Below are 26,286 nucleotides of genomic sequence, written 5' to 3'. Positions count from 1 at the left end.
CAGCATGCAAACTCTTCTGGATATTGAAGAAATCAAACAGCTCAAGGCGCGCTACTTTCGCGGCATCGACACCTGCAATCTGGAGCTTCTGAAAACCGTTCTGGCCGATGATGTCCATATCCGCTTCGACAGCCCGACTTACCAGTATGAGATCAATGGCATCGATGAAGCCATGAACTTCTACCGCAATGCCTTCACCCATAGGCGCTTTGGTATGCACAACGGGCATACACCGGAAATCAAGGTTGACGGAGACGCGGCTACCGGTATCTGGTACCTTAATGATCTGTTCATCAATCTGGATGAGCAGACCATACTCACCGGTAGTGCGCTGTACGAGGACTGCTATACCAGGGTCGCCGATCAGTGGCGGGTGCAGCGCACGGGCTACAAGCGGCTGCTGGAGATGATCGAGCCTCTGAGCAGTGGTTGCCGCATCACATCGCAACCTATTGCGAGCAGCTCATAGGTGACACAAGGATTGCGATTGGACTTTCCCTTAGCAGATAGACATGCCTAGAGGCAGTCCAATGTAGGTTTAAGCAGGAGCAGAGCTCTGCTCCTGCTTCCTTTTGCTCCTATAAAGCGCTTTTGTGGAGCGCTTTCTGGTTCGACGCACATCGTGCTCAGTACGGTGATGCTTTGAGCTGCACGAATCCAGGTTGAGCTCGCATGAGCCTCGTTATCGTTCCCTGCCTGGGCGAGGCTGCGTTGCATTAAGCCACGGAGTCCACGATCTGCAGCAATTTCTTGTGCAGGCCTGGCTTTCTTCCACTGATTGCCATCATTAATTACGGCCGCACGATACCTCGACTACCTCTCTATAGCGGTCAGGTGATCCAGTGACGGTTTTCAAGCAAGCAGAAGGCGGTGACTATCGGTTTCAGGCCTGATGTCACTTCCCAACTTCAACGGATCAGTGCGAGATTGAGGTGCGACTTCAGTCTGCATAGGGCTGATCCAAGCCGCGCTTGATGCGCGCTGACAATTTAGTCAACTCCCGAGGTATTTACTTGAATGTCAATTGATTCAATGAAATCTTGATGAAGGAATTGATGCAGACCAACGAATCGAGAAGAGCCTTGTTGCAAGTCAATTTTGTCGGTAATCTCGTGGCAAAGTTTGTTATCGGATCTCTATCGCCAAATCATGGATGCTCAGGCATCCAAGCCAAGGGGATTGCTAATGACAGAACCTCAGCCTGAATCGACTCGTACCGAGGAGTTGCGCAGCTTCGCATTTCTCGCAGTTGTTATGGCGCCTATATTGGCCGTTGTACTGATTGCTACTTACGGCTTTACGATCTGGTTTTATCAGATGATCATCGGTGGCCCCCCACATGCATGAAGAATCTGAGCCCATTGAAACTCATACCGACTTGCATATCACCAGTCTGGTTGTGCATGTGCTTCCCCAGGCATTGGCGCAAGTAACTGCTGGCATCGTCACGATCAAAGGCGCTCAAGTACATGGAAGTCATCCGGCTGGCAAGTTGGTAGTGACCTTGGAAGCGCCGCATGCAAGAGAAATACTTGATTGCGTGTCTCAGATTGAGCTGCTTGATGGCGTAATCAACGCATCCCTGGTTTATCAGCATGTTGAGAACTGGCAGTCGCTAAACCAAGAGGTAACACATGACTAGCACTAGGCGTGATTTTGTCCGTCAATCTGCAGCCGCGGCCGCAGGGGCCGTTGCAGGCATACCCATAGAAGTTCTGCCCCAGGATGCAGGTGCAATGGCCGCCGACCTGAAGTGGTCCAAGGCGCCATGTCGCTTTTGCGGTACAGGTTGCGGCGTCATGGTGGCCGTCAAGGACAACCGCGTGGTGGCCACTCAGGGTGATCCTGAGGCCGAGGTCAACCGGGGGCTGAACTGCGTCAAGGGTTACTTCCTGTCCAAGATCATGTATGGCGGTGACCGTCTGACAAAGCCGCTGCTGCGCATGAAGAATGGTCGCTACGCCAAGGATGGCGAGTTCCAACAGGTTTCCTGGGACACGGCCTTCGACGTCATGGCAGAGCAGTTCAAAAAGACGCTCAAGGCCAAGGGGGCCGACGCAGTGGGCATGTTCGGCTCCGGCCAGTGGACGGTATGGGAGGGCTATGCAGCCTCCAAGCTGTTCAAGGCGGGCTTTCGCACCAACAACATTGATCCCAATGCACGCCACTGCATGGCCTCGGCAGTTGCCGGCTTCATGCGCACCTTTGGCATGGACGAGCCCATGGGTTGCTATGACGACATCGAGGCCGCGACTGCCTTTGTGCTCTGGGGCTCGAACATGGCTGAAATGCATCCGGTGCTGTGGACGCGCGTGACCGACAGGCGCCTGTCCACACCAGGCGTGAAGGTGGCTGTGCTGTCCACCTTCGAGCACCGCTCGTATGAGTTGGCGGACATGTCTCTGACCTTCAAGCCTCAGACCGACCTGGCCATACTCAATTACATCGCCAACCACATCATCACCACGGGCAGGGTCAACAAGGACTTTGTCTCCAAGCACTGCAATTTCAAGCTCGGCAACACCGATATCGGCTACGGGCTGCGTCCCGAGCACCCTCTGCAAAAGGCGGCCAAGAACGCCAAGGATCCCAACGGTGCCAAGTCCATAAACTTTGAGGAATACGCCAAGTTCGTATCCACCTATACGCTCGAGTACACAACCAAGCTCACGGGTGTACCGGCCAACCGCCTCAAGGCACTTGCCGAACTCTATGCAGACCCCAACAGCAAGGTGGTGTCGTTCTGGACCATGGGTTTCAACCAGCACACGCGCGGTGTATGGGCCAACAACATGGTCTATAACATTCACTTGCTGCTGGGCAAGATCGCCACACCCGGCAACAGCCCGTTCTCACTGACGGGACAGCCGTCGGCCTGCGGAACGGCGCGTGAGGTGGGCACCTTCTCGCACCGCCTGCCTGCGGACATGGTGGTGACGAACCCAGAGCATCGCAAGACTGCGGAAACCATCTGGAAGCTGCCCGAGGGCACGATCCCCCCCAAGCCCGGCTACCACGCCGTGGAACAAAACCGAGCACTCAAGGACGGCAGGCTCAATGCCTACTGGGTGATGGTCAACAACAATATTCAGGCGGGTGCCAACCTGGCCCAGGAAGGCTATCCGGGCTACCGCAATCCCGAAAATTTCGTGGTGGTCTCCGATGTCTATCCCACCGTCACGGCCGTGGCCGCCGATCTGATCTTGCCATCGGCCATGTGGGTCGAGAAGGAAGGCGCCTACGGCAATGCAGAGCGCCGCACCCACTTTTGGCACCAGTTGGTCAAGGCTCCTGGTGAGGCGCGCTCCGACCTGTGGCAATTGATGGAGTTTTCCAAGCGTTTCAAGGTCGAGGAAGTCTGGCCCGAGGAACTGCTGGCCAAGAAGCCGCAGTTGCGCGGCAAGACCCTGTTCGAGGTGCTGTACCGCAACGGCAACGTGGACAAGTTTCCCTTGGCCGATATGGATCCCGCCTATGAAAACGAGGAAGCCAAGGCCTTTGGCTTCTATCCGCAAAAAGGTCTGTTCGAGGAGTACGCCTCGTTCGGCCGTGGCCATGGCCACGATCTGGCACCGTTCGACCAATATCACAAGGTGCGCGGCATGCGCTGGCCGGTGGTCAACGGCAAGGAAACCCTCTGGCGCTACCGCGAAGGCTCGGACCCCTATGTGAAGGCCGGTACGGGCTACCAGTTCTACGGAAATATCGACGGCAAGGCCAACATCTTTGCCTTGCCCTATGAACCACCGGCGGAGGCTCCGGACAAGGACTATCCGTTCTGGCTTTCCACGGGCCGAGTGCTTGAGCACTGGCACTCAGGATCCATGACCCGGCGCGTTCCCGAGCTGCACCGTGCCGTGCCTAACGCACTGTGCTACATGCATCCTGACGACGCCAAGGCGCTGGGCGTGCGCCGAGGAAGCGAAGTGGAGCTGTCCTCGCGGCGTGGCTCCATGCGCACGCGCGTCGAGACCCGCGGCCGCAACAAGCCACCGCGCGGATTGGTCTATGTCCCCTGGTTCGACGCCAGCCAGCTGATCAACAAGGTGACGCTGGATGCTACCGACCCGATCTCGTTGCAGACGGACTTCAAGAAGTGCGCTGTGAAGGTCACCAAGGTTTGACGAAAGAGAGGTTGACCATGAACTTCGTCCGCAAATTCGTCCGTCTTGTGGGCATTCTGCTTATGCTCAATATAGGTATGGTCTGGACGCCGGCCGCTATCGCGGAGACCTTTTATGACTCGGCGCGCGGCCCTACGCCCATCATGCAGGCAACCAAGCCACCAGTGCTTGGCAATGCCGTCAACGATGACGTGCGCCGCACGCGCAACTACACTTGGCAACCTCCCACGATTCCCCATCGCGTGGACGGCTATCAGGTAGACAAGAACTTCAACAAATGCATGGACTGCCACTCGCGAACCAAGGCCGAGATCTCGCAGGCCGTGCCGGTATCGGTCACGCACTATATGGATCGCGACGGGCGAATGTTGGGGCAGGTATCCACGCGACGCTACTTCTGCCAGCAATGCCATGTGGCCCAGGATGCCGTCCGCCCTCTGGTCAGCAACACCTTCGAAGACGTGGATACCGTGATTCTGAAGGCCCTGCAGTCCCAGTCGGGCAAGGCATCCAAGAAAAACTGACGCTGCGGCACACGAGGCTCATCTATGTTGACACTTCTCAAGCGCTACTGGGCGGTGGTCCGCCGCCCGAGCGTACATTTCAGCCTGGGCTTTCTGACCATCGGCGGCTTTATCGGCGGCATTCTCTTCTGGGGCGCATTCAATACCGCCATGGAGCTGACCAACACGGAGAAATTCTGCACGGGTTGTCATGAGATGCGGGACAACGTGTTTGCCGAGCTCAAGAGTACGATCCACTACACGAATCGTTCGGGCGTACGCGCCGTATGCTCAAACTGTCATGTGCCGCATGACTGGACCGACAAGATCGCTCGCAAGATGCAGGCCTCCAAGGAAGTGTGGGGCAAGATCTTCGGAACGATCGACACGCCTGAAAAGTTCGAAGCCAAGCGGCTGGAGTTGGCGCAGCACGAGTGGGCTCGCTTCAAGGCCAACGATTCGCTGGAGTGCCGCAACTGCCATAACTACGACTCCATGGATATGACACGGCAGAGTTTGCGTGCACAGAACATGCACAACACCTATTTGGCCAGCAAGGAAAAAACCTGTATCGACTGCCACAAGGGCATTGCCCATAAGCTGCCTCACATTCCTCCCGGACAGGGCCCCAGCGACACGCCAGGTCAGAAAGTGCCGGGGCCAGCTGAGGCTTCGGTTGCGTCGGTGCAGTAGCGGGGTGAATGGCTTGGGCACGGCTGCTTCCAGATTTCTTTGCATATCCGGCCTGGGTTGTGTACGCGGTGGCCGGGTGGTGCTGCGCGATCTGGGCTTGGAACTCGGTGGCGGTCAGCTGCTGATGCTCAAAGGTCATAACGGCGCGGGCAAGAGCAGCCTGCTGCGTTGTCTGGCCGGCCTTCTGCCATGGCGTACTGGAAGCCTCCAGTGGTGCGGAGCTACGCTGCCCCCTCAGGATCCAGCCTACCAGCGGCAACTGGCCTATATGGGACATCAGGCAGGAATGAGCGACGCCTTGACAGGGATGGAGAATCTGCGCTTTGCGCTGGATCTGATGGCTGTGAGCTGGAATGAAGCACGCGTGCAAGCCGTTTTGCAGGCCTTGTCGTTGACGGGAGTCGTCGCACGGCCTTTTGGCCGACTGTCCCAGGGTCAGCGTCGGCGATTGGGGCTGGCCCGTGTTTTGCTGGGCGAGCGTGCGTTTTGGTTGCTGGACGAACCCGACAACTGTCTGGATGTCCAGGGCGAACAATATCTGGTCGAGGCACTGGAGCAACATCTGGCCTCAGGAGGAATGGCTGTGGTGGCTTCGCACCGCCGCCTGGTGCTGCCGATGCCCCGGGTGTCGGTGCTGGACTTATCCTGCTCCGTGGTCACGACGGCAATGAATGAGCAGGTGGCTGTTTGCTGAGAGCTGTTTGCGCAAGAGAGTTGAAATTGGCCGCTCGAAGGCCTTCCGATGCCTTGGGCGGGCTGTTCTTTTTCGTACTGGTGGGCAGTCTTTTCCCGTTGGCTTTGGGGCCGGATGCGCCCCTGCTGAGGCAGATTGCGCCGGGCATTGTGTGGGTCGCGGCCTTGCTGGCCGTGCTGCTGGGGCAGTACCGGTTGTTCGAGAGCGACATGGCCGACGGGTCGCTGGAGCAGTGGTTGCTGGCGCCTGCGCCCCTTTCGCTGCTGGTGGGCCTCAAGGTGGCCACGCACTGGTTGCTGGGCGTGTTGCCATTGTTGCTGGTGGCTCCCTTGCTGGGCTGGCAGTACGGCCTGGATGGGACGGTGATCGGTATTCTGCTGGCATCGCTGGCCCTGGGAACGCCCAGCCTGTGCCTGCTGGCGGCTCTGGGCGCAGCACTGACACTGGGTGTGCGGGGGCAGTTGCTGCTGGCTCTGGTGGTGCTGCCGCTGAGCGTACCCATCCTGATCTTTGGCAGCCATGCCGTGGCCCAGGCACAGCAAGGGCTGAGTGCAGCGCCTGCTCTCAATCTGCTGGGGGCATGCCTGTGCCTGGCGTTACTGGCCGGCCCCTGGGCTATAGCAGCGGCCTTGCGCCTCGCACTGGAGTGATATGAATTCCCTTACTTCCAATGCATCGCCGACGCCTGCAGCAGGGTCCAGCGGCCGCAAATGGCGCCAACTGACTTCGCCCCCGATTTTTTACCACTGGGCTGGCCGAGTCTGGCCCTGGATGGCTGTGCTGGCTGCCGTGCTGGCTGCTGCGGGTCTATGGGTCGGATTTGGACTGGCACCTACGGATCACCAACAGGGCGAGGTCTACCGCATCATCTTTTTGCATGTGCCGGCCGCCTGGATGTCCATGTTCATCTATCTGGTGGCAGCGCTCCATGCTGCCCTGGGGTTGATTTACGGCACCCGTCTTTCCCCCGTGCTGGCAAGGGCCCTGGCACCCACGGGGGCGTTGTTCACGGCCATCGCCTTGTGGACCGGAGCGGCCTGGGGCAAGCCGACCTGGGGAGCCTGGTGGGTGTGGGATGCCCGGCTGACCTCGGAGCTGATCCTGCTGTTCCTGTATCTGGGTTATATGGCCATGGTCTCGGCCATCGAGGATTCGCGTCGGGCCGATGGCGCTGGCGCCATCGTGCTGCTGGCCGGCGTGGTCAATGTTCCCATCATCTATTTCTCGGTTCAGTGGTGGAGCACCTTGCATCAGGGTGCGAGCATCCGCATGGATACAGCTCCCAGCATGACGCACACCATGCTGGCCGGCATGCTGTTGATGGCGCTGGCCTGCTGGGCCTATACGCTGGCCGTCGCCCTGGTGCGGGCCCGCTGCCTGATTCTGGAGCGAGCCCGCGAGGAGAGTCTGTAATGCAGGATCATGCTTTTTTCATTGCTCTGGCCTACGGTGTGAGCGCGATGGCGCTGGGTATCGAGCTGGTCAGCATCTTTGTGCGCAGCCGTCGCCTGAAGGCTGAAGCCGCGTCCGGACTCTCAACCAGGGAGAGCTCATGAAGCCGCGCCAGCGTCGCCTGCTGTGGGTGTTGGCAGGACTTGCGCTGGTGGCCGCAGCCGTCACGCTGGTGCTGCGAGCACTCAACTACAATGTGATGTTCTTCTACAGCCCCAGCCAGGTTCATGCGGGCGAGGTTCCGCATGGTGCGGCCTTTCGCCTGGGAGGCCTGGTGGAGCCTGGCTCACTGCAGCGCAGCGGCGACGGAATGCTGCTGCGCTTTGCCGTGACCGATGAAGTGCGCAGTGTGCCTGTGCAGTATCGAGGATTGCTGCCCGACCTGTTCCGCGAGGGCAAAGGTGTGGTGGTATCTGGCCGTATGCAGGCGGACGGAGCCTTCCAGGCCTCCGAGGTGCTGGCCAAGCACGACGAGAACTACATGCCGCCCGAAGCAGCCCATGCATTGAAAAGCGCCGCCGGCAAGCCGCCGGAAAAGTCTGCCGACGACGCCACCGTCAGGGAAGCCGGCCAGGACAGCGCCGGTGCCGGTGCCGCTGCCGCTGCCGCTGCCGTCTCCAGCGGAGGCCGCACATGATCGCTGAACTTGGCGTGTTCGCCCTCGTACTGGCCCTGGTTACGGCAGTGCTGCTGGCGGTGCTGCCGCTGGCCGGTGCCCACTGGGGACTGGCGGGCTGGGTAAGGCTGGCCCGGCCCGCAGCCTTTTTGCTATGCGCGTTGTGCGTGCTGTCTTCGGCCAGCCTGTTCTGGTGCTTCTGGCGCGGAGACTTCTCGGTGCTGTATGTGGCGGCCAATTCGCATAGCGACCTGCCCATGGCCTACAAGTTGGCAGCGTTCTGGGGTGGTCATGAAGGATCCATGCTGCTGTGGCAGCTCATGCTCTCGGGCTGGACCCTGGCAGTGGCCTGGCGCAGCCGAGACCTGCCGCCGGCCTTCGTGGCGCGCGTGCTCGCGGTGCTGGGCTGGATCAGTGTGGGCCTGCTGCTGTTCCTGCTGTTTCTCTCCAACCCGTTTGCGCGCCTGATACCAGCGGCTGCGGAAGGCAAGGACCTCAATCCCTTGCTGCAAGACCCCGGCATGGTGCTGCATCCGCCGCTGCTGTACATGGGCTATGTGGGCTTTGCCGTACCTTTTGCGTTCGCGCTGGCGGCACTGATCTCGGGCGAGTTGGGTGCTGCCTGGGCGCGCTGGTCGCGCTCCTGGACACTGGCAGCCTGGGGCTTTCTGACGCTGGGCATTCTGCTGGGCAGCGCCTGGGCTTACTACGTGCTGGGCTGGGGCGGCTGGTGGTTCTGGGACCCGGTGGAAAACGCCTCTTTCATGCCCTGGCTGGTGGGTACGGCCCTGCTGCATTCGCTGATCGTGACCGACCAGCGCGGCGCCTTCCGCAGCTGGTCCGCCCTGCTGGCCATCTGCGCATTTTCACTGAGCCTGCTGGGTACTTTTCTCGTGCGCTCAGGCGTGCTTACCTCGGTTCATGCCTTTGCCGTGGACCCAGGGCGGGGACTCTTCATCCTGTGCTTCATCGTGGCTGTGGTGGGAGCATCGCTGTGGCTGTTCGCCTGGCGCGCACCGGAGCTGGGCCGCGGCTCCGGGGAATTTGCCATGCTCTCGCGCGAAACCTTTTTGCTGATCAACAACGTGCTCTTCACCGCTGCAGCGCTGGCGGTGCTCATAGGCACGCTGTACCCGCTGGCGCTCGATGTGCTGAGCGGCGAGAAGATCTCCGTTGGGCCGCCGTACTTCCAGGCCGTCTTTTTGCCTTTGGTCCTGCCGGCACTGGCCCTGATGGGCGTGGGCACGGTGGCGCGCTGGAAGAGCAGCCTGGTTGGCGAGCTGTGGCGGCGCCTTCGCGTGGCCCTCGTGCTGAGCCTTGCCTGCGCGGCGGTGCTGGCACTGGCAGGCGGCTGGATGGGTGTGCGCCTTTCCCCGGCCACCTTGCTGGGCCTAGCCCTGGGTCTATGGTGCCTGCTCAGCACACTGGCCCATATCTGGCAGCGCCTGGGGCAAGGCCTGGAAATCGGCCATCTGGGTCAGCGCCTGTCGCGCCAGCCCTGGGGCTGGTGGGGCATGCTGATGGCCCATGCCGGTGCAGGCGTGTTCGTGCTGGCGGTAAGCCTGGCCGACGGGCTGGAGAGCCGGCACGAAACCACGCTGGCGCAGGGTGAGACTGCCGAGGTGGGCGGCTACCGCTTCCGCTTCGACAGCCTTGGTCCAGCCGCCGGCCCCAACTATGACGCGCAGCGTGCCCAATTCACCGTCAGCCGAGCGGGGCTGGACAGCTGGAGCATGTTTCCCGAGAAGCGGGTTTACCGCGCCCAGGGCATGGCGCTGAGCCAGGCCGCCATTGACAGCGGCTGGACGCGCGACGTTTTCGTGGCCCTGGGCGATCCACTGGACGATCAAGGCCTGCGCTGGACCGTGCGCCTACAGGTCAAGCCTTTCATGGACTGGGTCTGGATAGGCACACTGATGATGGCGCTGGGCGCGGGCCTGAGCCTTATGGACCGGCGCTTTCGTACGGCCAAGCAGCGAGCGCAGCGCCAGTCCGGCGCTCCGGCCCTGCAAGGAGCTGCCTGATGCGCTTTGTCCTGCCCCTGGCAATATTTTTAGGCTTGGCCATCATGCTCGGGCTTGGCCTGCAGCGTGACCCACGGGCCCTGCCTTCGGCGCTGCTGGAACAACCCGCACCGGCCATAGACCGCCCTCTGCTCGAAGACCAGCAGCAAGTCCTGCATCTGCAGGACCTGCGAGGCCGGGCCTGGCTGCTCAATGTCTGGGCCTCATGGTGCGCCCCCTGTCGACAGGAGCTACCCGTATTGGCCGAGCTCTCGAAGCGCGACGCGGTCACCGTCTACGGCCTGAACTACAAGGATCAGCCGGACAAGGCTCGCGCGCTGCTGCGAGTGGCGGGCAACCCCTACCGAGCTTCAGCCATCGACGGCGATGGCCGCGTGGGCATGGACTTCGGCATCCAGGGAGTGCCGGAAACCTTTGTCATTGACGGCCAGGGCCGCGTGCGCTATCGCCATGTGGGCCCGGTAACCGCAGAAATATGGCGCGATCGGCTGCTGCCGATCATCAGGAGTCTCCAATGAAACCGCGAAGCACCGGCGCAGCCTGCACAGCGGCCTTGCTGGCCTGCATGGCAATGCTGGCCCAGGCCGGGCAGACCGCTCGGGACCAGGAACTGCCGGATCGTGAAATGGCGTTGGCCGCTCAGCTTCGCTGTGTCGTCTGCCAAAACCAGACCGTGGCCGAATCGCGTGCCCCCATGGCCGAGGACATGCGTCGCGAGATCCGCAGCCAGCTCGAGCAGGGCCATAGCAATGAGCAGGTGATCAACTTCTTCGAACAGCGCTACGGCTCCTTTGTGCGCTACAACCCGCCCTGGAAGCCATCGACCTGGTTGCTATGGAGCAGCCCGTTCCTTGCCGCGCTGGGCGGCTTTGTCCTGCTGCGGCGCACACTGCGCCAAAGGAGCACGCCGGACGAGCCACTCACGCCGCAGCAACTCGACCGCGCACGTCAATGGCTGGACACGACCTCAAAGGAGGAACGCCAATGAGCGCCATGCACTGGTTGTGGCTAGGTGCCATCGCCCTGATGATGCTGAGCCTGGCGGTACTGCTGCCGCCTTTGCTGGCCGAGGTCCCATTGTCCGCCAGCGATCCTGATGAAGCGCTGCGCCGCCTCTACCAGGCCCAGTTGGCCGAGTTGACGCTGGAGCGCTCAGGCGGGCGCCTGAGCGAGACCGACCATGCTCAAGCGGTCGAAGAACTGCAGCGGCGTCTGCTCAGCGAACTGGACAGACCCCGAGCATCGGTGGCCTGGCGCCAAAGTCCTTGGCTGCGCCGTGGCAGCGCGCTGTTGTTGGCGGTGCTACTCCCTGTCGCCGCGTTCGCTTTGTACCTGCAGGTGGGCGACCCCAAGGCTGCAGCGCAACTGGCGCAGGAGCAACCCGGCGCGCACGGAGACGGCGTGGGCGATGCACAGGTGCAGGCCATGGTGGACGGGCTGGCCCGGCGTCTTGAAGAGCAACCCCAGAACCTGCCTGGCTGGGTTATGCTGGCCCGCTCCTATGAAACTCTGGAGCTCTTTGACGCAGCGGCCCAAGCGTACCGGCGGGCTTTGCAGGAAGCGCGGCGTAGCGCGGCGGATGAGGAAGTCCAGGCAAGGTTATGGGCCGATCTTGCCGACGCGCTGGCATCGGCACAGGGCGGTGATCTGGATGGCGAGGCCGGCAAGGCCATAAAGCAGGCTCTGATGTTGCAGCCCGATCAACCCAAGGCACTGGCCCTTGCAGGGAGTGCAGCCGTGCGCCACGGCAAGCTGGAGGAGGCACAAAAGAACTGGCAAGCCCTGCTGCGCCAATTGGAGCCAGGATCGGACATGGCGCTGCGAGTGCAAGATGATCTGCTCAAGCTGGAGGCTTTGGCGTCTGAAGACAGTTCGAGCATCACTGCCAAGACTGCGGCTGCATCCAAGAGCCGCCTGAGCGGAGAGTTGCGATGGGCAGCCTCCAAGGCCCATCCATCTGAACCAGCCCGGTTGGCCAAGGCTCAGGTCTTTGTCGTGGCTCGCGCCGACGGTCACCCCCGGCCTGTGGCAGTGCTGCGCCTGCCAGCGACCTCCCTGCCGACACATTTCACGCTGGGACCGGAGAACCTGCTCGATCCTGCAGTTTCGCTGTCGTCATTCCCGGAGCTACGTTTGCAGGCGCGGCTGTCGCTGGACGGCCAAGCCATGCCACGAGCTGGAGATATCTACAGCCAGTCGTTCTCGGTGACTCCCGGCTCCTCGAACTTGCTGCTGGAATTGAATCCGGCTTTCTAGCAAGTGTGTCTGGACTGCAGCCAGCCAGGCAGACAACATGCGTTATTGGCATCTTCGGTGCAGGCATTGCGCCGTCATGTGCTGTGACAGTGAATCGGAATACGGAGTCAAGAGCAGCTATGTTGCGAGGGGCGGCTCGATCCTGAACCACTACTCCGCTCTGGACGGTGATCGGGATGCGCGATCTGAACACTGGCAGAAATCAACCGACAGTTGCGAAAAAAATGTCTGTTTGAATGCTGTTTTCCGCTAGCGGCTTCATACCGACAAAACAAAAATGCCCGCTTGTTAGCGGGCATTTTTGCTGCAAACTCTGGTTTCGTTTGCACGTTTGGTAGGCGCGATTGGACTCGAACCAACGACCCCCACCATGTCAAGGTGGTGCTCTAACCAGCTGAGCTACGCGCCTGTTGTTCTGTTCGATGAAGCAATTGTAGCACGGGTTTTTCACTCATTTTTTGAGAGCTAACATTTTCTTGTCATCGAGCACAGCTAGGCGCAATCGGGATTTACATCAGCGCCTTCTGGCCGAGCGAACGCCGGAGACACTGGCGACGATGCCTAGCACCTTGTTGAGGCGACCCGAATCCGCCACTTCCACCGTGAACGTCATCCACGCGGTCCCCTTGACGGACTGGGTCTGCACCCCGATGACATTGGTCTTCTCGCGCGCAAACACGTCCGAGATATCGCGCAGCAGGCCTTGGCGGTCGGCCGCCTCGACTGCAACGTCCACGGGGTAAACCGGTCCGCCCTTGTCCACATGCTTGGGAGTGCCCCAGTCGACCTCAATGACACGCTCGGGGCTTTTGGCCATCATCTCGCGGAAATTGGAGCAATCGCGGCGGTGCACGCTGACGCCCTTGCCTCGAGTCACAAAGCCGCCGATCTCGTCCGGAGGAGCCGGCTTGCAGCATTTGGCGAGCTGGGTCATGAGCGAATCGACGCCCACCACCAGCACTCCACCTCGCGACGAGTCATGTCCACGCGCCTTGCGCACCGGAGTGAATGCGTCTTCCTCTGGCGTTTCTTCACTGGGACGCAGCACGACTTCGATATTGCGCAGTGAATACTCGTCCTTGCCCACGACTTCAAACAGTGCATCGGCAGACTTGAAGCCCAGCTGTGCAGCCAGCTCTTCAAGCTTGATCGCCGTCTTGCCCTCGCGCTGCAGCAGCTTTTCAACGGCCTCGCGCCCGCGCGAGACGGTTTCGTGCGTGGCCTGGGCATTGAACCAGGCGCGCACCTTGGCCTTGGCACGGTTGCTGACCAGGTAACCCAGCTCGGCATTGAGCCAGTCGCGCGAGGGCCGGTCTTCCTTGGCCGTGTTGATCTCCACCGTCTGGCCGCTTTCCAGAGCGGTGTTCAGCGGCACCATGGCTCCGTCCACTCGCGCGCCACGGCAACGATGGCCCAGGCTGGTGTGCACCGAGTAGGCAAAGTCCACCGGTGTGGCCCCTTGCGGCAGCTCGATCACGGCCGCATCGGGAGTCAGCACATAGATGCGATCTTCAAACAGACCACGCTGGGCCGAGCCCGTCAGGTCGCTGCCCCAGGCCAGCAACTGGCGCAGCACGGCAATCTTGGCGTCATACTCGCTGGACGCCGACACGCCCGCATAGCCCTTGGTGCCGGCTTCCTTGTAGGCCCAGTGTGCGGCCACGCCATGTTCGGCATGGTCATGCATGGCCTGGGTACGGATCTGGATCTCTATGGTGCGGCCGGTTTCATCGCGCACCACCGTGTGCAGCGACTGATAGCCGTTGGGCTTGGGTTTGGCGATGTAGTCGTCGAACTCTTTTTCCAGCGGCGTGAATTGCTCATGCACCCAGGAAAGGGCTGCATAGCAGTCCTTGACCGTAGGCACGATGACGCGCATGGCACGAATATCGAACAGCTGGTCAAAGCTCAGCGACTTGCCGCGCATCTTCTTGACGATGCTGTAGATATGCTTGGGTCGCCCCTGAACCGAGGCGCTGATGCTGTGGGCGCGCAAGTCGGCTTCGAGGCGCGCGCGCATCTGCTCCATATAGGCTTCGCGTTCGACCCGCTTTTCGTCGAGCAGACGCGCAATCTGGCGATAGGTATCGGGCTCCAGAAAACGGAAAGCCAGATCTTCCAGCTCCCATTTGATCTGCCAGATGCCCAGACGGTTGGCCAGGGGCGCAAAGACATAGAGTGCTTCGCGCGCGATGCTGGGCGAAACCGGGCTCTTCTCGGCCGCGTAGTAGCGCAGCGTCTGCAGGCGCGACGCCAGGCGCAGCAGCACCACCCGCAGATCGCGCGAGAAGCCCAGCAGCATCTTGCGCACGTTCTCGGTCTGCGTGGCCACGCCATCGACATGCTGGCTGCTCAACTCGGCCTCTCGCGCCTGCTGCTGCACGCGAATGAGCTTGATGGTCTCGACCGCCAGGGTCGCAAAATTATCGCCAAACGCCTTGGCAATCACTTCCTGCGGCTTATTCAGGTGCACGCTGGCGTGCACCAGATAAATGGCAGCCTGCATGGTTTCCGAGCCCCCAATCTTCTTGAGGATGGCGGCCACGGCGTCGGCGTGAGTCAGGGTGTTTTCACCGGTCTCCATGACTTCGCCTGCAATCAGCGGCTCTGCAAAGGCACGCGCGCGCGCCAGCGCATTGACTTGATCGGGCAAAACCTCGGATGTGGCGGTAATCAGATGCGGCGTAGGCTCCGTGAGCTTGGGTGCGGCGTCAGAGACTGTGGTTACGGTATCGCTGGTCTTCATGCAGCTTCCTCTTGGGCCTGCTGCACAAGACTGATGCTCGCAGGCAGACCCTTATCCCCTTGTAAAAACTTTTGTATCAACGCCACTTGCCCCGGCACTACCAGCGTCGGAGCATGCCCCACGCCTTCCAGTTCCGTGCAATGCGCTCTGGGGCCACGCTCGGTCATGGCCTTGGCGGTAGGGCTGGAAAGCAGATCGGACTCGGCCCCTCTGATAAGCAAGACCTGTGCCTTGATCTGGTCGTAAAGCTGCCAGAGCAAGGCCTCACCAGCCTGGGCGGTCTCGCGCGTCATCTGGGCCATCGGCGCCGCAATACGGGGGTCGTAATGCAGCACCACCCCCCCTTGGGGATCTGGCTTGATCATGGCTTGCGAGAGCCGGCACCACTGCTCATCGGTATGTGGGCCGAATCCCTCGGAAATCAAGCGCATGGCGGTGGCAGCGCTCTCAAAGTTGGGAAACTGCAAGCTTTTGCCGACATAGGAGCCGATGCGCTCCAGCGACTCCCACTCAATGGCCGGGCCGACATCGTTGAGCACCAGCCGCCGCGCCGGCACCGGCAGCAGCAGGCCGGGTTGGCCCAGCACCGCCATACCGATCAGGCCGCCCATGCTGGTGCCCACCCAGTCCAGGGTTTCAATCGGTGCCTGCGCATGCAACTGGGCGAGCAGCGCAAGCATATCTGCCGCATACAGCGGCACCTGGTAGCCCATGGGCTCGACCAGCCAGTCGCTTTCGCCGCGCCCGACCACATCGGGACAGATCACGCGGGCAAAGCGGCTGAGCTCGGTGGCCAGCACATCAAAGTCTCGCCCCTGGCGCGAGAGGCCATGCACACAGACGATGACATGAGGATGTCTTGGATTTCCGGTACGGTTCCATTCCCAGTACGCCATGCGGTGCGTGCCCTCGGGCTGAACCTCGACCTGCTGGCGACGCTGGGAACTGGCCCAGCTCGGAGCCATGGCAGAGGCTCCGGGACACGATACGTAATTCAGCGTAGGTTGATTCATGGAGAACGCGTTTTCAGGACCGGAGCCGATAATGGCTGTGTCGCATCGTAATTCATTCGGAGACCTTGTATGTCCATGTTGAAAGGCAAAACCGCTCTCGTGACGGGATCGACCAGCGGAATCGGCCTAGGTATCGCAATCGCTCTGGCACGCCAGGGTGCCAATATCGTGCTCAACGGCTTTGGCGATGTCGAAGCACCACGCGCCCAGGTACTGGATGCCGGCAAGGCAGCCGGCATCCAGGTCGGCTACCACGGTGCGGATATGAGCAAGACCGCCGACATCGAGGCCATGATGAAATACGCCGCTGCCGAGTTCGGCCCCGTCGACATCCTGGTCAACAACGCCGGCATTCAGCATGTGGCCAAGGTGCAGGACTTCCCCGTGGAGAAATGGGATGCCATCCTCGCCATCAACCTGAGCAGCGCCTTCCACACCACGCGCCTGGCCCTGCCCGCCATGCAGCAGGCCAACTGGGGCCGCATCATCAATGTGGCTTCGGTACACGGGCTGGTCGGCTCGGCCGAAAAATCGGCCTATGTCGCCGCCAAGCACGGCATCGTCGGCCTGACCAAGGTGACGGCACTGGAAAACGCCACCACCGGCGTGACCTGCAACGCCATCTGCCCCGGCTGGGTGCTGACGCCGCTGGTACAAAAGCAGGTGGATGCGAAGGCTGCTGCCCAAGGCATCAGCAATGAAGACGCCACCAGACAGTTGCTGGGAGAAAAAGAGCCTTCGATGCAGTTCACCACGCCCGAAGAGCTCGGAGAGCTGGCCGTCTTCTTCTGCTCGGCCGCGGCCAATAATGTGCGCGGCGTGGCATGGAATATGGACGGTGGCTGGGCGGCACAGTAGACGCCGCAGGGCTTGCGCAAATACATCTATCAATTAGATAGCATCTAGCGCTTGCCAGTAGCCATATTCAGCATCAAATCATGATGGAAATCAACAAGGAGCAGCGCAAGCTGCTCCTTTTTTATATACGCAGCGCTGTTCCTATCACTGCATCTGAATCGAGCCAGCGACGCTGACCGTCACCTCGGCTCGATCCGCCTCCACCGGCACAGGCGCGGCATCGGCATAGCTGGCCTTGGCCATGCTCATCATGCGCGGGCGCGGCATGGGATACCCGCCACCGCCGCTGCTGCTCACATTGACCTCACGCAGGCTGTAGCCCGCAAAACCGAAGCTCTTGGAGATGGCCGCAGCACGCTGACGGAAGTTCTCGATGGCCTTGGCCTGGGCTTCGCCCTCCACCTTTTCCCGTGCTTCACGCGAGAGGCCAAAGCTCATGCCGGCCAGCGTCATCTCCTGCACCTTGGCCGCTGCCTGGGTGATGCGCACAAAGTCGCGCCCCTGCAGCACGATCTCGGCCTGGCCCTGCCAGCCTTCGATCTTGCCGTTGTTGCCATAACGCGGCGAGATGGAGAAATTACCTGTGCTCAACTCCATCTGCCGACCTTGTGCATCGTTACGCAGCGTGGTCATGGCGGACTCCACGATCTTTTGCAACTGGGACTGAACGGACGCAGCATCGCGACCATCCTTGCTGGCAGACAGGGTTGCCGTCATCCAGTCCTGCTTGACCTCCACGGTTCCCTGAGCCGACAGCTGCACCACATTGGCAGGTCTTTGCATGTCACGCGCGGCGCCCTGGGCCCATACATTGCCGCCAGCGCAGGCCGCAGCCAGCGCAAGTGCGGCAGCCGCGGTGCGAGAGGAAGAGGAAGACTTGGAAAATTGATTCATGCGGTTCACCCTTGTAAGTAAATCAGGCCATGCAGATACACATGCATTTCACCATTGCGCAAAGTCGCTGCAGCGCAGCATGTCAGCCCAGAGTGTGACTTTATGTACGAATACTCCACATTCGACACACCAACAGAACAAACACTGAAACAATAGTGCAAAATACCGCTGAAAAGTTCCTCATGAAACATTTATTGTTCCATTAATAAACGCAACAATCGTAACAAGTGGCAAGACTTGACCTTGTTTTGCTGGATTTTTTTGATCAAGCGATAACAATGGGCCAGTTACAAATAAATCGATAAGGACGATCATGGCAACGACGAACAACCGTACTGACAAGATCCTCGTGGTGGATGACGATGCACGCATCCGCGACCTGCTGCGCCGCTATCTGACGCAGGAAGGCTTCGAGATCATGATTGCCGAGGACGGCAAGGCGCTCAACCGCATTCTGCTTCGCGAGACTGTCGACTTGATCGTGCTGGATCTGATGATGCCCGGCGAGGATGGTCTGTCCATCTGCCGCCGCCTGCGCTCTGCCAACGACCGCACCCCCATCATCATGCTGACCGCCAAGGGCGAGGATGTGGACCGCATCGTGGGCCTGGAAGTGGGTGCCGACGACTATCTGGGCAAGCCCTTCAACCCCCGCGAGCTGCTGGCACGCATTCATGCCGTGCTGCGCCGCCGCCCTCCTCAGGAGGCACCGGGCGCTCCTTCGGGCGACAACGAGGTGGTGACCTTTGGCCCCTTCACCTTCGACCTGGGCACCCGTGTGCTGCAAAAGAATGGCGAGGAGTTGCCACTCACCACCGGCGAATTTGCCATGCTCAAGGCCTTGGTGCGCCACCCTCGCCAGCCTCTGTCGCGTGAAAAGCTGGCCCTGCTGGCCCGTGGCCGCGAATTCGAGCCGTTCGACCGCAGCCTGGACGTGCAGGTTTCCCGCCTGCGCAAGCTGATCGAGGAAGACGCTGCCGCACCACGCTATATCCAGACTGTCTGGGGCATAGGCTATGTGTTCGTGCCCGATGGCATGAACTGATTCTGCCCGCCTCTATTGCAACAAGCCGCCCGCTGCGCGGCTTGTTGCGCTTGGGTGCGGGCCCATAGGACCCATAAGTCAAGCTCTTTCAACAACCACCAGTAGATAGACACTTTTTGGACAAACCGTAACCCGTGTCGCCGATATTGGGCGTACCCTCGGGTCCAGTTATTTCCGCATTGCTGTTCATGAGCGCTTTTCACCATCCGCCGCCCGACGCCACCAGCCCCGTACCTCTGGAGTACGAGCGGCGCAGCACAGCTCGCTCCCCTGTGGGGCTGAACCTGTTCTGGCGTACCTTCTGTCTGCTGGCCCTGCTGCTGGTGGGCAGCATTCTGGCCTGGCTGCAGACACTGCGGGCACTGGATTTCGAGCCGCGCACGCTGCAAACAGCCAAGCAAGTGGCCTCTTTGGTCAACCTGAGCCGCGCGGCCCTCGAGCATTCGGACGCGATCAACCGCGTCTCCCTGATCAAGACCATGGCCGACCAGGAAGGCGTGCGCATTCTGCCCCGCGAGCCCGGCGACTCCTTCGAGCTTCTGGAGCAAAACGCACTTGGTCAGAAGCTGACCGAGGAGCTGACCACTCGCCTGGGCTACGGTACCGTGGTGGCGCGCAGCGTCAACGGAGAGCCCGGCCTGTGGGTGGGCTTCACCATCAACGGCGACCGCAACTGGATGTTGATGGATCAGTCGCGCTTCACTCCTGCCAGCGGCCAGACCTGGCTGATCTGGCTGATCACGGCAGCCCTGCTGTCGCTCATCGGCGCGGCCGCCATCGCCCGCCTGATCAACCGGCCGCTCAAACAGCTGTCTTACGCGGCCAATCGAGTGCGGGAGGGCGACTTCGACGCCAGCCAGCTTGACGAGGAGGCCGTGACCAGCGAAATCCGCGAAGTCAATATCGGCTTCAACCGCATGGCGCAGAAGCTGGCCAAACTGGAGCAGGACCGCGCCGTGATGCTGGCCGGCATTTCCCACGACCTGCGTACGCCGCTGGCGCGGCTGCGCCTGGAGACCGAGATGAGCGTCTATGACGATGTGGCGCGCGAGCATATGGTGGCCGACATCGTTCAACTGGACGCCACCATCGACAAATTCCTGGATTACGCCCGCCCCGATCATCGCGTCATGCTCAGCCCCGTGGATCTGCACGCCGTGGTTGCCTCCTGCGTCTATGCCGTGCAGGACCACCGTGAGCTGCAAATCACCATGAACGTGCCCGAAGACCTCTACGTCATGGCCGATGAGGTGGAGCTGGCGCGCGTGATCTCCAACCTCTTCGAGAATGCACGCCGCTATGGCAAGACCCCATCGACCGACACGACCGAGGTGGATGTGGTTGCCAAGGAGAGCGAGAAATGGGTGGTCATCCGCATCCGCGACCATGGCAAGGGCGTGCCGGCCGAGCAGCTGGCCAATCTGACCCAGCCCTTCTTCCGCGGCGACACTGCACGCACGGCAGCTGCTGGCGCAGGCCTGGGTCTGTCCATCGTGGACAAGACGGTTCAGCGCATGGGCGGCATGTTTGCCCTGTCCAATTCATCGACGGGCGGCCTGGTCGCCCATCTGCAGCTGCAGCGCGCCATGGGTGTGACAGCCGGTGCAGCGCCCGAACAGCGCCTGCAGCGCCCCCAGGTCAAGCGCAATCTGCCGCGCGACAGGAAAGACGATGAGGTCGGGCAAGACTGAATCTGCCCACCTCAACCTCATTGCACAATCGGCATCGCCTTTCAACCATCTGCCGGAGAGTTCACCATGCAAGCCCGATGCCTGTGCAAAGCCGTTCTCGTCACCGCACCCGATACCCAAGAAGTTCATGTCTGCCACTGCAGCATGTGCCGGCGCTGGGGAGAGGGGCCCGCCTTCACGCTGCATGGCGGCACAGCGGTGCAAACCAGCGGCCCCGTTACGCGCTTTGCCTCCTCGCCATGGGCGGAGCGCGCCTTCTGCAGCAGCTGCGGCACCCACCTCTTCTACCGTCTGCTGGCAAACAACGAGCATTTTCTGTCTGCCGGGCTGTTCCAGGATGCACGGGGGCTGACACTGGCCCAGCAGATCTATATCGACGAGAAGCCCGACTATTACGCGCTGGCCAATGACACCCCGACCCTGACCGGGGCCGAAGTGCAAGCCCTCTACGGCGATTCGTGAGCAGCTTTCGCCGCAGCCATTGCGCCGAACGAAGCTAAGCAGTCCGCACCAGCAAGGCCACGGCACGGGCCTCCATGGCCTGCTGCTGACCCACAGGCCCCAGCTTCTCGGCCGTCTTGGCCTTGACGTTGACCTGCTCCACATCCAGCTCCAGCACCTGGGCAATGCGCTCGCGCATCTTCTCGATATGGGGTGCCAGCTTGGGCGCCTGGGCCACGATGGTGCTGTCGATATTGCCGATCTCGAAGCCCTTGGCGCGCACGCGCCTGGCAGCCTCGGCCAACAGCACGGCGGAGTCCGCCCCCTTGAACTGCGCGTCGGTATCCGAGAAATGGCGGCCGATATCGCCCAGGGCCGCAGCACCGAACAAGGCATCGGTGATTGCATGCAGCAGCACGTCGGCATCCGAATGCCCGAGCAAGCCCAGGCTGTGAGGCACTTCGACACCGCCGAGAATCAGCTTGCGCCCAGGAACCAGGGCATGTACATCCCAGCCTTCACCAATACGAAAATTCATAAAAATCCTTGTCAAACCGTTTTCCATAAGGCGCAAGCAGCTATCAAATTAAATACCATCTGCGCCGACCCGGGCCGGGCACGGCATTCTGCCGATGGCAATGCCCACTGTGCACTCTTGCGTGCGTCAAGCCCTGTCGATGCCAAATCCCTCTAGCCACGCGCCTTTCGCTGCAGCAGCACGGCCTCGGCCAGCGCGAAGTCGTCGGGGTAGGTCACCTTGAAGTTCTGCGCACCGCCCGGCACCAGTCTGGGTGAGTGACCGGCAAGCTCCATGGCGCTTGCTTCGTCGGTCACGGCAGCGCCAGCCGCCTGCAGCGCAGACAGCAAGGCTGCGATACGGAACATCTGCGGGGTCTGAGCCAGCCATTTGTCGCCGCGCTCGACCGTCTGCGCCACACGTGCCGGGCCCGCGCCGGTGGCCTGCTGCTTGAGAGTGTCGGGCAGTTTCAGCGCCAGCAGCCCCCCCACCGCATCCGGCAGGCAGGCATCGATCAAGGCATTGACCTGCGTCGACGTGACCAGACAGCGCGCCGCGTCATGCACCAGCACCCAGTCCTCGCCGCTGGCCCCCATGCGCAGCAACTCCTGCAGGCCGTTGCTCACGGTCTCGGCACGGGTGGCTCCGCCACAGGCAGCAATGCTGAGCCGGGCGTCCGTGGCGCGCCCCTGCCAGAAGCCATCGGAAGCAGAGACCACCAGCAGCACCCGGTGCATGCGCTGCACCGCCAACATGGCGGCCAGCGTGTGCATGACCATGGGCTGGCCCGCAACGCTCTGGTACTGCTTGGGTAGCTCGGGGGCCGGGGAATCTGCGGCAATGGCGCGCAGGCCGACACCCGCACAGGGAATCAGCCCCCAGCAGCGGGGCGCAGATGCCGGCGACGACGACTCCGCAGCGTTTGCCTTGTCGTCCGTCATGGACTCAGGCGAGAAAAACCGATCTGTCATGCACAGTATTTTAAAATCACCATTTCGTCCGAAAGCCCATGAGATCCATCGAAGACCTGCTTTCGACTTGCATCGCCTTGAGGTGTCCCCATTTTGAGTGAATGCGCCGCCAACCGTCAGCTCCGCGCTGATTGGGCTGTGAGCCCTGCCTTTGATGGCGGGGCTTGCCCGCATTCAATCTGTCCCCGTTTTTTTGCATCCAGCCCGCACCTGTGCGCCGCTGCCTGCGCTTGTCTGTGAAAAACCATGCAACTGCCCAAGCTCACCCCTGGTAAACGCTTTCACCTGCCCCGCCCTGTCGGCAGCGCCGACGCGCTGCTGCTGGCCAGGCTGGGCGAGCGTGAAAAGCACGACGGCCGGGTCACGGCCATCGTCACGGCCGATGCCGCCGATGCCCACCGCCTCATTGAGGAGATGGCCTTCTTCGCCCCCGAGCTGCGCTGCGCATTGTTCCCCGACTGGGAAACCCTGCCCTACGACAGCTTCTCGCCGCACCAGGATCTGATCAGCGAGCGCCTGGCCACGCTGTGGCGCATCAACCAGCGCGACAAGCAGCATGGCGCCGATGTGGTCATCGTGCCCGCCACCACGGCCCTTTATCGCCTGGCCCCGCCCTCGTTTCTGGCCGGCTATACCTTTGAATTCAAGCAGGGCCAGAAGCTGGACGAGGCCAAGCTCAAGGCCCAGCTCACGCTGGCGGGCTACCAGCACGTGTCCCAGGTGGTGAGCCATGGCGAATATGCGGTGCGCGGCGGCCTGATCGATCTGTTCCCCATGGGCTCGCTCCAGCCCTACCGTGTGGACCTGTTCGACGACGAGATCGACTCCATCCGCACCTTCGACCCCGACACGCAACGCAGTCTCTACCCCGTACCCGAGGTGCGCCTGCTGCCAGGCCGCGAATTCCCGATGGATGAGGAGGCGCGCGCCAAGTTCCGTAGCCGCTGGCGCGAGCTGCTCGAGGGCGACCCCACGCGCAGCCGCATCTACAAGGACATGGGTCTGGGTATTGCCACGGCCGGCATCGAGTACTACCTGCCGCTGTTCTTCGACGAGACTGCCACGGTCTTTGACTATCTGGGCGATGAGGCCACCGTGGTGTTGCACGGCGATCTGGAGCCGGCCTTCCAGCGCTTCTGGCAGGACACCAAGGACCGCTACCGCCTGGTGCAGGGCGACCCCGACCACCCGGCGCTGCCGCCCGAGACGCTGTTTCTCAGCGCCGACCAGTTCTATGCCCGCAGCAAGGAACACGCCCAGCTGGCCTTGCGCCCGGGCACCGAAGATGTGGCCGACAGCGCCATCTTCCAGAAGCTCGAAGACCTTTCCGTGCTGCGCGGGGCCGATGACCCGCTGGCCAAGCTGCAAAAACATATAGCAGCTGGAGCAAGCCGGGTCTTGCTTCTGGCCGAATCCGATGGCAGGCGCGAGAGTCTGCTCGACTTTTTCCGCGCCTCGGGCGTCAACCCGCCCGTGTTCGATTCTCTGGCCGAGTTCCAGGCCGATGCCACGGAAAAGGTCGGCATCGCCACCTCCAGCCTGATGACGGGCTTTGCCTGGGTCGAGGAAGGCCTGGACTTCGTCACCGAAACCGAGCTGTTTGCCAGCAGCCCCACGGGCCGCCGTCGCCGCCGCCAGGAGCAGGTCAGCGATGTGGAGGCCCTGATCAAGGACCTGTCCGAGCTCAAGGTGGGGGACCCCATCGTCCATTCCGACCACGGCATCGGCCGCTATCGCGGGCTCATCAACATGGACATGGGCCAGAAGAACCCGGACGGCACGCCCGCACTGCAGGAATTTTTGCACCTGGAATATGCGGCCGACGCCGTGCTCTATGTGCCTGTCAGCCAGTTGCACCTGATCAGCCGCTACACCGGCGTCTCGCCCGACGATGCGCCGCTGCACAAGCTGGGCGGCACGCAATGGGAAAAAGCCAAGCGCAAGGCAGCCGAACAGGTGCGCGACTCGGCCGCCGAGCTGCTCAATATCTATGCCCGCCGCGCCGCGCGCCAGGGCCATGCCTTCCGCTTCCCAGCAGCCGACTACGAACAGTTTGTGGCCGACTTCGGCTTCGAGGAAACGGCCGACCAGCGCGCGGCCATCCACGCGGTGGTGCAGGACATGATCAGCCCCCAGCCCATGGACCGCCTGGTCTGTGGCGATGTCGGCTTCGGCAAGACCGAGGTCGCGCTGCGCGCGGCCTTTGTGGCGGCCATGGGCGGCAAGCAGGTCGCCTTTCTGGCCCCCACCACGCTGCTGGCCGAGCAGCATTACCAGACCCTGGTGGACCGCTTCTCCAAATGGCCGATCAAGGTGGCCGAGGTGTCACGTTTCCGCTCAGGCAAGGAGATCTCGGCCGCCATCAAAGGCATCTCGGACGGTACGGTGGATATCGTGGTCGGCACGCACAAGCTGCTGTCCGAGTCCACGCAGTTCAAGAACCTGGGCCTGCTCATCATCGACGAGGAACACCGCTTTGGCGTGCGCCACAAGGAGGCCATGAAGGCCATGCGTGCCGAGGTCGATGTGTTGACGCTGACGGCCACCCCGATTCCGCGCACCATGGGCATGGCGCTGGAGGGGCTGCGCGATCTGTCGGTGATTGCCACGGCGCCGCAGCGGCGCCTGGCCATCAAGACCTTTGTGCGCAACGAGGGCACGGGCGTGATTCGCGAAGCTGTGCTGCGCGAGCTCAAGCGCGGCGGGCAGATCTACTTCCTGCACAACGAGGTCGAGACCATAGAGAACCGCAAGCAAAAGCTGGAGGAAATCCTGCCCGAGGCACGCATCGCCGTGGCCCACGGCCAGATGCCCGAGCGCGAGCTCGAACGTGTGATGCGCGATTTCGTGGCCCAGCGCTACAACATATTGCTGTGCTCGACCATCATCGAGACCGGTATCGACGTGCCATCAGCCAACACCATTCTCATCAGCCGCGCCGACAAGTTCGGTCTGGCGCAGCTGCACCAGCTGCGCGGCCGCGTGGGACGCAGCCACCACCAGGCCTATGCCTATCTGATGGTGCCGGACCTGGACGGCCTGACCAAGCAGGCCCAGCAGCGGCTGGAGGCCATCCAGCAGATGGAGGAGCTGGGCTCGGGCTTCTATCTGGCCATGCATGACCTGGAAATCCGTGGCGCCGGCGAGGTGCTGGGCGAAAACCAGAGCGGCAATATGATGGAAGTGGGCTTTCAGCTCTATAACGAGATGCTGTCCGAAGCCGTGCGCAGCCTCAAGGCCGGCAAGGAACCCGATCTGCTCTCGCCGCTGTCAGCCTCCACCGATATCAATCTGCACGCCCCGGCCCTGTTGCCCAATGACTACTGCGGCGATGTGCATCTGCGCCTGTCGTTCTACAAAAAGCTGGCCACAGCCAAGACCGCCGATCAGATCGATACCCTGCTCGAGGAAATCGTGGACCGCTTCGGCAAGCTGCCGCCCCAGGCGCAGACCCTGATCGACGTGCACCGTCTGCGCGTGCTGAGCCAGCCCTACGGCGTTGTGAAGGTGGATGCCGCCCCCGGCGTGATCAACATCAGCTTCAAGCCTCAGCCGCCAATCGATCCCATGAACATCATTCACCTGATCCAGAAGAACAAGCACATCAAGCTGGCGGGCAACGAGAAGCTGCGCATCGAAAAAGAGCTGGAGAACCCCAAGGACCGTGCCCAGATGGTGCGCGACGTGCTGCGCAGCCTGGGCCAGCCGCTCAAGAGCGAAACAGCTGTTCGTGCCTGAAAAGACTGCT

The 26,286-nt window shown here is 61.7% G+C and carries 25 protein-coding genes and 1 tRNA gene; 20 read left to right on the top strand and 6 right to left on the bottom strand.

Annotation, left to right across the window (positions count from 1 at the left end):
• The first annotated feature begins 4 nt into the window (after window positions 1-4).
• The 15 genes from AC1RTQ_RS14205 to ccmI all read left to right on the top strand — a co-directional run bounded on the left by AC1RTQ_RS14205 (window position 5) and on the right by ccmI (window position 12,362).
• Window positions 5-469, top strand: coding sequence for a nuclear transport factor 2 family protein (locus AC1RTQ_RS14205; protein ID WP_492876614.1), 465 nt, complete (start codon window positions 5-7; stop codon window positions 467-469).
• 716 nt (window positions 470-1,185) lie between these two features.
• Window positions 1,186-1,347: a periplasmic nitrate reductase, NapE protein gene (gene napE, locus AC1RTQ_RS14200; protein WP_492876612.1), complete on the top strand. Its 162-nt coding sequence runs from the start codon at window positions 1,186-1,188 to the stop codon at window positions 1,345-1,347.
• Window positions 1,340-1,642 (top strand): chaperone NapD, encoded by a 303-nt coding sequence (locus AC1RTQ_RS14195; protein WP_492876610.1) that lies wholly within the window; start codon window positions 1,340-1,342, stop codon window positions 1,640-1,642. The genes napE and AC1RTQ_RS14195 overlap by 8 nt, the downstream gene beginning before the upstream one ends.
• Window positions 1,635-4,124 carry a periplasmic nitrate reductase subunit alpha gene (gene napA / locus AC1RTQ_RS14190; protein ID WP_492876608.1) on the top strand — a complete coding sequence of 830 codons (2,490 nt, stop codon included), beginning with the start codon at window positions 1,635-1,637 and terminating at the stop codon, window positions 4,122-4,124. The genes AC1RTQ_RS14195 and napA overlap by 8 nt, the downstream gene beginning before the upstream one ends.
• A gap of 17 nt (window positions 4,125-4,141) precedes the next feature.
• The gene (locus AC1RTQ_RS14185) at window positions 4,142-4,648 is read left to right on the top strand and encodes a nitrate reductase cytochrome c-type subunit (RefSeq protein ID WP_492876606.1); all 507 of its coding nucleotides are present in this window, start codon (window positions 4,142-4,144) and stop codon (window positions 4,646-4,648) included.
• Window positions 4,649-4,672: 24 nt separating this feature from the next.
• Window positions 4,673-5,320 (top strand): cytochrome c3 family protein, encoded by a 648-nt coding sequence (locus tag AC1RTQ_RS14180; protein ID WP_492876604.1) that lies wholly within the window; start codon window positions 4,673-4,675, stop codon window positions 5,318-5,320.
• A gap of 4 nt (window positions 5,321-5,324) precedes the next feature.
• On the top strand, window positions 5,325-6,014 hold the full coding sequence (ccmA, locus tag AC1RTQ_RS14175; protein ID WP_492876602.1) for a heme ABC exporter ATP-binding protein CcmA: 690 nt from the start codon (window positions 5,325-5,327) through the stop codon (window positions 6,012-6,014).
• A 53-nt stretch (window positions 6,015-6,067) separates the two neighbouring features.
• Window positions 6,068-6,664 carry a heme exporter protein CcmB gene (ccmB, locus tag AC1RTQ_RS14170; RefSeq protein ID WP_230847653.1) on the top strand — a complete coding sequence of 199 codons (597 nt, stop codon included), beginning with the start codon at window positions 6,068-6,070 and terminating at the stop codon, window positions 6,662-6,664.
• A 1-nt stretch (window position 6,665) separates the two neighbouring features.
• Window positions 6,666-7,427 carry a heme ABC transporter permease CcmC gene (gene ccmC / locus AC1RTQ_RS14165; protein ID WP_196491429.1) on the top strand — a complete coding sequence of 254 codons (762 nt, stop codon included), beginning with the start codon at window positions 6,666-6,668 and terminating at the stop codon, window positions 7,425-7,427.
• Entirely contained in the window at window positions 7,427-7,570 is a 144-nt protein-coding gene (gene ccmD / locus AC1RTQ_RS14160) for a heme exporter protein CcmD (RefSeq protein ID WP_492876599.1), read from the top strand. The genes ccmC and ccmD overlap by 1 nt, the downstream gene beginning before the upstream one ends.
• Entirely contained in the window at window positions 7,567-8,103 is a 537-nt protein-coding gene (ccmE, locus tag AC1RTQ_RS14155) for a cytochrome c maturation protein CcmE (RefSeq protein ID WP_492876597.1), read from the top strand. The genes ccmD and ccmE overlap by 4 nt, the downstream gene beginning before the upstream one ends.
• Window positions 8,100-10,106: a heme lyase CcmF/NrfE family subunit gene (locus AC1RTQ_RS14150; protein WP_492876595.1), complete on the top strand. Its 2,007-nt coding sequence runs from the start codon at window positions 8,100-8,102 to the stop codon at window positions 10,104-10,106. The genes ccmE and AC1RTQ_RS14150 overlap by 4 nt, the downstream gene beginning before the upstream one ends.
• Complete coding sequence (locus AC1RTQ_RS14145; RefSeq protein WP_492876593.1) at window positions 10,106-10,624, top strand: DsbE family thiol:disulfide interchange protein; 519 nt, start codon at window positions 10,106-10,108, stop codon at window positions 10,622-10,624. The genes AC1RTQ_RS14150 and AC1RTQ_RS14145 overlap by 1 nt, the downstream gene beginning before the upstream one ends.
• Complete coding sequence (locus tag AC1RTQ_RS14140; protein WP_492876592.1) at window positions 10,621-11,094, top strand: cytochrome c-type biogenesis protein; 474 nt, start codon at window positions 10,621-10,623, stop codon at window positions 11,092-11,094. The genes AC1RTQ_RS14145 and AC1RTQ_RS14140 overlap by 4 nt, the downstream gene beginning before the upstream one ends.
• On the top strand, window positions 11,091-12,362 hold the full coding sequence (gene ccmI / locus AC1RTQ_RS14135; protein WP_492876591.1) for a c-type cytochrome biogenesis protein CcmI: 1,272 nt from the start codon (window positions 11,091-11,093) through the stop codon (window positions 12,360-12,362). Before AC1RTQ_RS14140 ends, ccmI begins: the two co-directional genes overlap by 4 nt.
• A 332-nt stretch (window positions 12,363-12,694) precedes the next feature.
• On the opposite strand, the gene AC1RTQ_RS14130 is transcribed toward ccmI, so the two are convergent.
• The 3 genes from AC1RTQ_RS14130 to AC1RTQ_RS14120 form a co-directional block, all read right to left on the bottom strand.
• A tRNA-Val gene (locus tag AC1RTQ_RS14130) sits at window positions 12,695-12,771 on the bottom strand.
• 105 nt (window positions 12,772-12,876) lie between these two features.
• Window positions 12,877-15,108 (bottom strand): RelA/SpoT family protein, encoded by a 2,232-nt coding sequence (locus tag AC1RTQ_RS14125; RefSeq protein ID WP_304350354.1) that lies wholly within the window; start codon window positions 15,106-15,108, stop codon window positions 12,877-12,879.
• On the bottom strand, window positions 15,105-16,121 hold the full coding sequence (locus AC1RTQ_RS14120; RefSeq protein WP_492876589.1) for an alpha/beta fold hydrolase: 1,017 nt from the start codon (window positions 16,119-16,121) through the stop codon (window positions 15,105-15,107). Before AC1RTQ_RS14120 ends, AC1RTQ_RS14125 begins: the two co-directional genes overlap by 4 nt.
• A gap of 75 nt (window positions 16,122-16,196) precedes the next feature.
• Here AC1RTQ_RS14120 and AC1RTQ_RS14115 point away from each other — a divergent pair, with 75 nt between their 5' ends.
• On the top strand, window positions 16,197-16,979 hold the full coding sequence (locus AC1RTQ_RS14115; RefSeq protein WP_492876677.1) for a 3-hydroxybutyrate dehydrogenase: 783 nt from the start codon (window positions 16,197-16,199) through the stop codon (window positions 16,977-16,979).
• A gap of 144 nt (window positions 16,980-17,123) precedes the next feature.
• On the opposite strand, the gene AC1RTQ_RS14110 is transcribed toward AC1RTQ_RS14115, so the two are convergent.
• Window positions 17,124-17,873, bottom strand: coding sequence for an SIMPL domain-containing protein (locus tag AC1RTQ_RS14110; protein ID WP_304350352.1), 750 nt, complete (start codon window positions 17,871-17,873; stop codon window positions 17,124-17,126).
• Window positions 17,874-18,186: 313 nt separating this feature from the next.
• Here AC1RTQ_RS14110 and ompR point away from each other — a divergent pair, with 313 nt between their 5' ends.
• From ompR to AC1RTQ_RS14095, 3 genes are all read left to right on the top strand, one after another.
• On the top strand, window positions 18,187-18,918 hold the full coding sequence (gene ompR, locus AC1RTQ_RS14105; protein WP_492876586.1) for an osmolarity response regulator transcription factor OmpR: 732 nt from the start codon (window positions 18,187-18,189) through the stop codon (window positions 18,916-18,918).
• A 188-nt stretch (window positions 18,919-19,106) separates the two neighbouring features.
• On the top strand, window positions 19,107-20,609 hold the full coding sequence (locus AC1RTQ_RS14100) for a sensor histidine kinase (protein ID WP_302091139.1): 1,503 nt from the start codon (window positions 19,107-19,109) through the stop codon (window positions 20,607-20,609).
• A gap of 66 nt (window positions 20,610-20,675) precedes the next feature.
• Window positions 20,676-21,071 carry a GFA family protein gene (locus AC1RTQ_RS14095; protein WP_492876584.1) on the top strand — a complete coding sequence of 132 codons (396 nt, stop codon included), beginning with the start codon at window positions 20,676-20,678 and terminating at the stop codon, window positions 21,069-21,071.
• A gap of 34 nt (window positions 21,072-21,105) precedes the next feature.
• On the opposite strand, the gene ispF is transcribed toward AC1RTQ_RS14095, so the two are convergent.
• Complete coding sequence (gene ispF / locus AC1RTQ_RS14090; RefSeq protein WP_003070287.1) at window positions 21,106-21,588, bottom strand: 2-C-methyl-D-erythritol 2,4-cyclodiphosphate synthase; 483 nt, start codon at window positions 21,586-21,588, stop codon at window positions 21,106-21,108.
• A 152-nt stretch (window positions 21,589-21,740) separates the two neighbouring features.
• Window positions 21,741-22,508 (bottom strand): 2-C-methyl-D-erythritol 4-phosphate cytidylyltransferase, encoded by a 768-nt coding sequence (ispD, locus tag AC1RTQ_RS14085; protein WP_492876675.1) that lies wholly within the window; start codon window positions 22,506-22,508, stop codon window positions 21,741-21,743.
• A 276-nt stretch (window positions 22,509-22,784) separates the two neighbouring features.
• Between ispD and mfd the strand changes: the two genes are divergently transcribed.
• Window positions 22,785-26,276 carry a transcription-repair coupling factor gene (mfd, locus tag AC1RTQ_RS14080; protein WP_492876582.1) on the top strand — a complete coding sequence of 1,164 codons (3,492 nt, stop codon included), beginning with the start codon at window positions 22,785-22,787 and terminating at the stop codon, window positions 26,274-26,276.
• Window positions 26,277-26,286: the final 10 nt, after the last annotated feature.

Source organism: Comamonas sp. GW821-FHT11H03 (assembly GCF_058807955.1).
The sequence above is the reverse complement of the archived record's forward strand: the minus strand, read 5'-3'. Positions and strand labels throughout refer to the sequence as shown.

What these genes read in the sequence shown, in the direction of transcription:
- AC1RTQ_RS14205 (WP_492876614.1), top strand. Translation starts at nt 5, where the DNA reads ATGCAAACTCTTCTGGATATTGAAGAAATCAAACAGCTCAAGGCGCGC.
- napE (WP_492876612.1), top strand. Translation starts at nt 1,186, where the DNA reads ATGACAGAACCTCAGCCTGAATCGACTCGTACCGAGGAGTTGCGCAGC.
- AC1RTQ_RS14195 (WP_492876610.1), top strand. Translation starts at nt 1,340, where the DNA reads ATGCATGAAGAATCTGAGCCCATTGAAACTCATACCGACTTGCATATC.
- napA (WP_492876608.1), top strand. Translation starts at nt 1,635, where the DNA reads ATGACTAGCACTAGGCGTGATTTTGTCCGTCAATCTGCAGCCGCGGCC.
- AC1RTQ_RS14185 (WP_492876606.1), top strand. Translation starts at nt 4,142, where the DNA reads ATGAACTTCGTCCGCAAATTCGTCCGTCTTGTGGGCATTCTGCTTATG.
- AC1RTQ_RS14180 (WP_492876604.1), top strand. Translation starts at nt 4,673, where the DNA reads ATGTTGACACTTCTCAAGCGCTACTGGGCGGTGGTCCGCCGCCCGAGC.
- ccmC (WP_196491429.1), top strand. Translation starts at nt 6,666, where the DNA reads ATGAATTCCCTTACTTCCAATGCATCGCCGACGCCTGCAGCAGGGTCC.
- ccmD (WP_492876599.1), top strand. Translation starts at nt 7,427, where the DNA reads ATGCAGGATCATGCTTTTTTCATTGCTCTGGCCTACGGTGTGAGCGCG.
- ccmE (WP_492876597.1), top strand. Translation starts at nt 7,567, where the DNA reads ATGAAGCCGCGCCAGCGTCGCCTGCTGTGGGTGTTGGCAGGACTTGCG.
- AC1RTQ_RS14150 (WP_492876595.1), top strand. Translation starts at nt 8,100, where the DNA reads ATGATCGCTGAACTTGGCGTGTTCGCCCTCGTACTGGCCCTGGTTACG.
- AC1RTQ_RS14145 (WP_492876593.1), top strand. Translation starts at nt 10,106, where the DNA reads ATGCGCTTTGTCCTGCCCCTGGCAATATTTTTAGGCTTGGCCATCATG.
- AC1RTQ_RS14140 (WP_492876592.1), top strand. Translation starts at nt 10,621, where the DNA reads ATGAAACCGCGAAGCACCGGCGCAGCCTGCACAGCGGCCTTGCTGGCC.
- ccmI (WP_492876591.1), top strand. Translation starts at nt 11,091, where the DNA reads ATGAGCGCCATGCACTGGTTGTGGCTAGGTGCCATCGCCCTGATGATG.
- AC1RTQ_RS14125 (WP_304350354.1), bottom strand. Translation starts at nt 15,108, where the DNA reads ATGAAGACCAGCGATACCGTAACCACAGTCTCTGACGCCGCACCCAAG.
- AC1RTQ_RS14120 (WP_492876589.1), bottom strand. Translation starts at nt 16,121, where the DNA reads ATGAATCAACCTACGCTGAATTACGTATCGTGTCCCGGAGCCTCTGCC.
- AC1RTQ_RS14115 (WP_492876677.1), top strand. Translation starts at nt 16,197, where the DNA reads ATGTTGAAAGGCAAAACCGCTCTCGTGACGGGATCGACCAGCGGAATC.
- AC1RTQ_RS14110 (WP_304350352.1), bottom strand. Translation starts at nt 17,873, where the DNA reads ATGAATCAATTTTCCAAGTCTTCCTCTTCCTCTCGCACCGCGGCTGCC.
- ompR (WP_492876586.1), top strand. Translation starts at nt 18,187, where the DNA reads ATGGCAACGACGAACAACCGTACTGACAAGATCCTCGTGGTGGATGAC.
- AC1RTQ_RS14100 (WP_302091139.1), top strand. Translation starts at nt 19,107, where the DNA reads ATGAGCGCTTTTCACCATCCGCCGCCCGACGCCACCAGCCCCGTACCT.
- AC1RTQ_RS14095 (WP_492876584.1), top strand. Translation starts at nt 20,676, where the DNA reads ATGCAAGCCCGATGCCTGTGCAAAGCCGTTCTCGTCACCGCACCCGAT.
- ispF (WP_003070287.1), bottom strand. Translation starts at nt 21,588, where the DNA reads ATGAATTTTCGTATTGGTGAAGGCTGGGATGTACATGCCCTGGTTCCT.
- ispD (WP_492876675.1), bottom strand. Translation starts at nt 22,508, where the DNA reads ATGACGGACGACAAGGCAAACGCTGCGGAGTCGTCGTCGCCGGCATCT.
- mfd (WP_492876582.1), top strand. Translation starts at nt 22,785, where the DNA reads ATGCAACTGCCCAAGCTCACCCCTGGTAAACGCTTTCACCTGCCCCGC.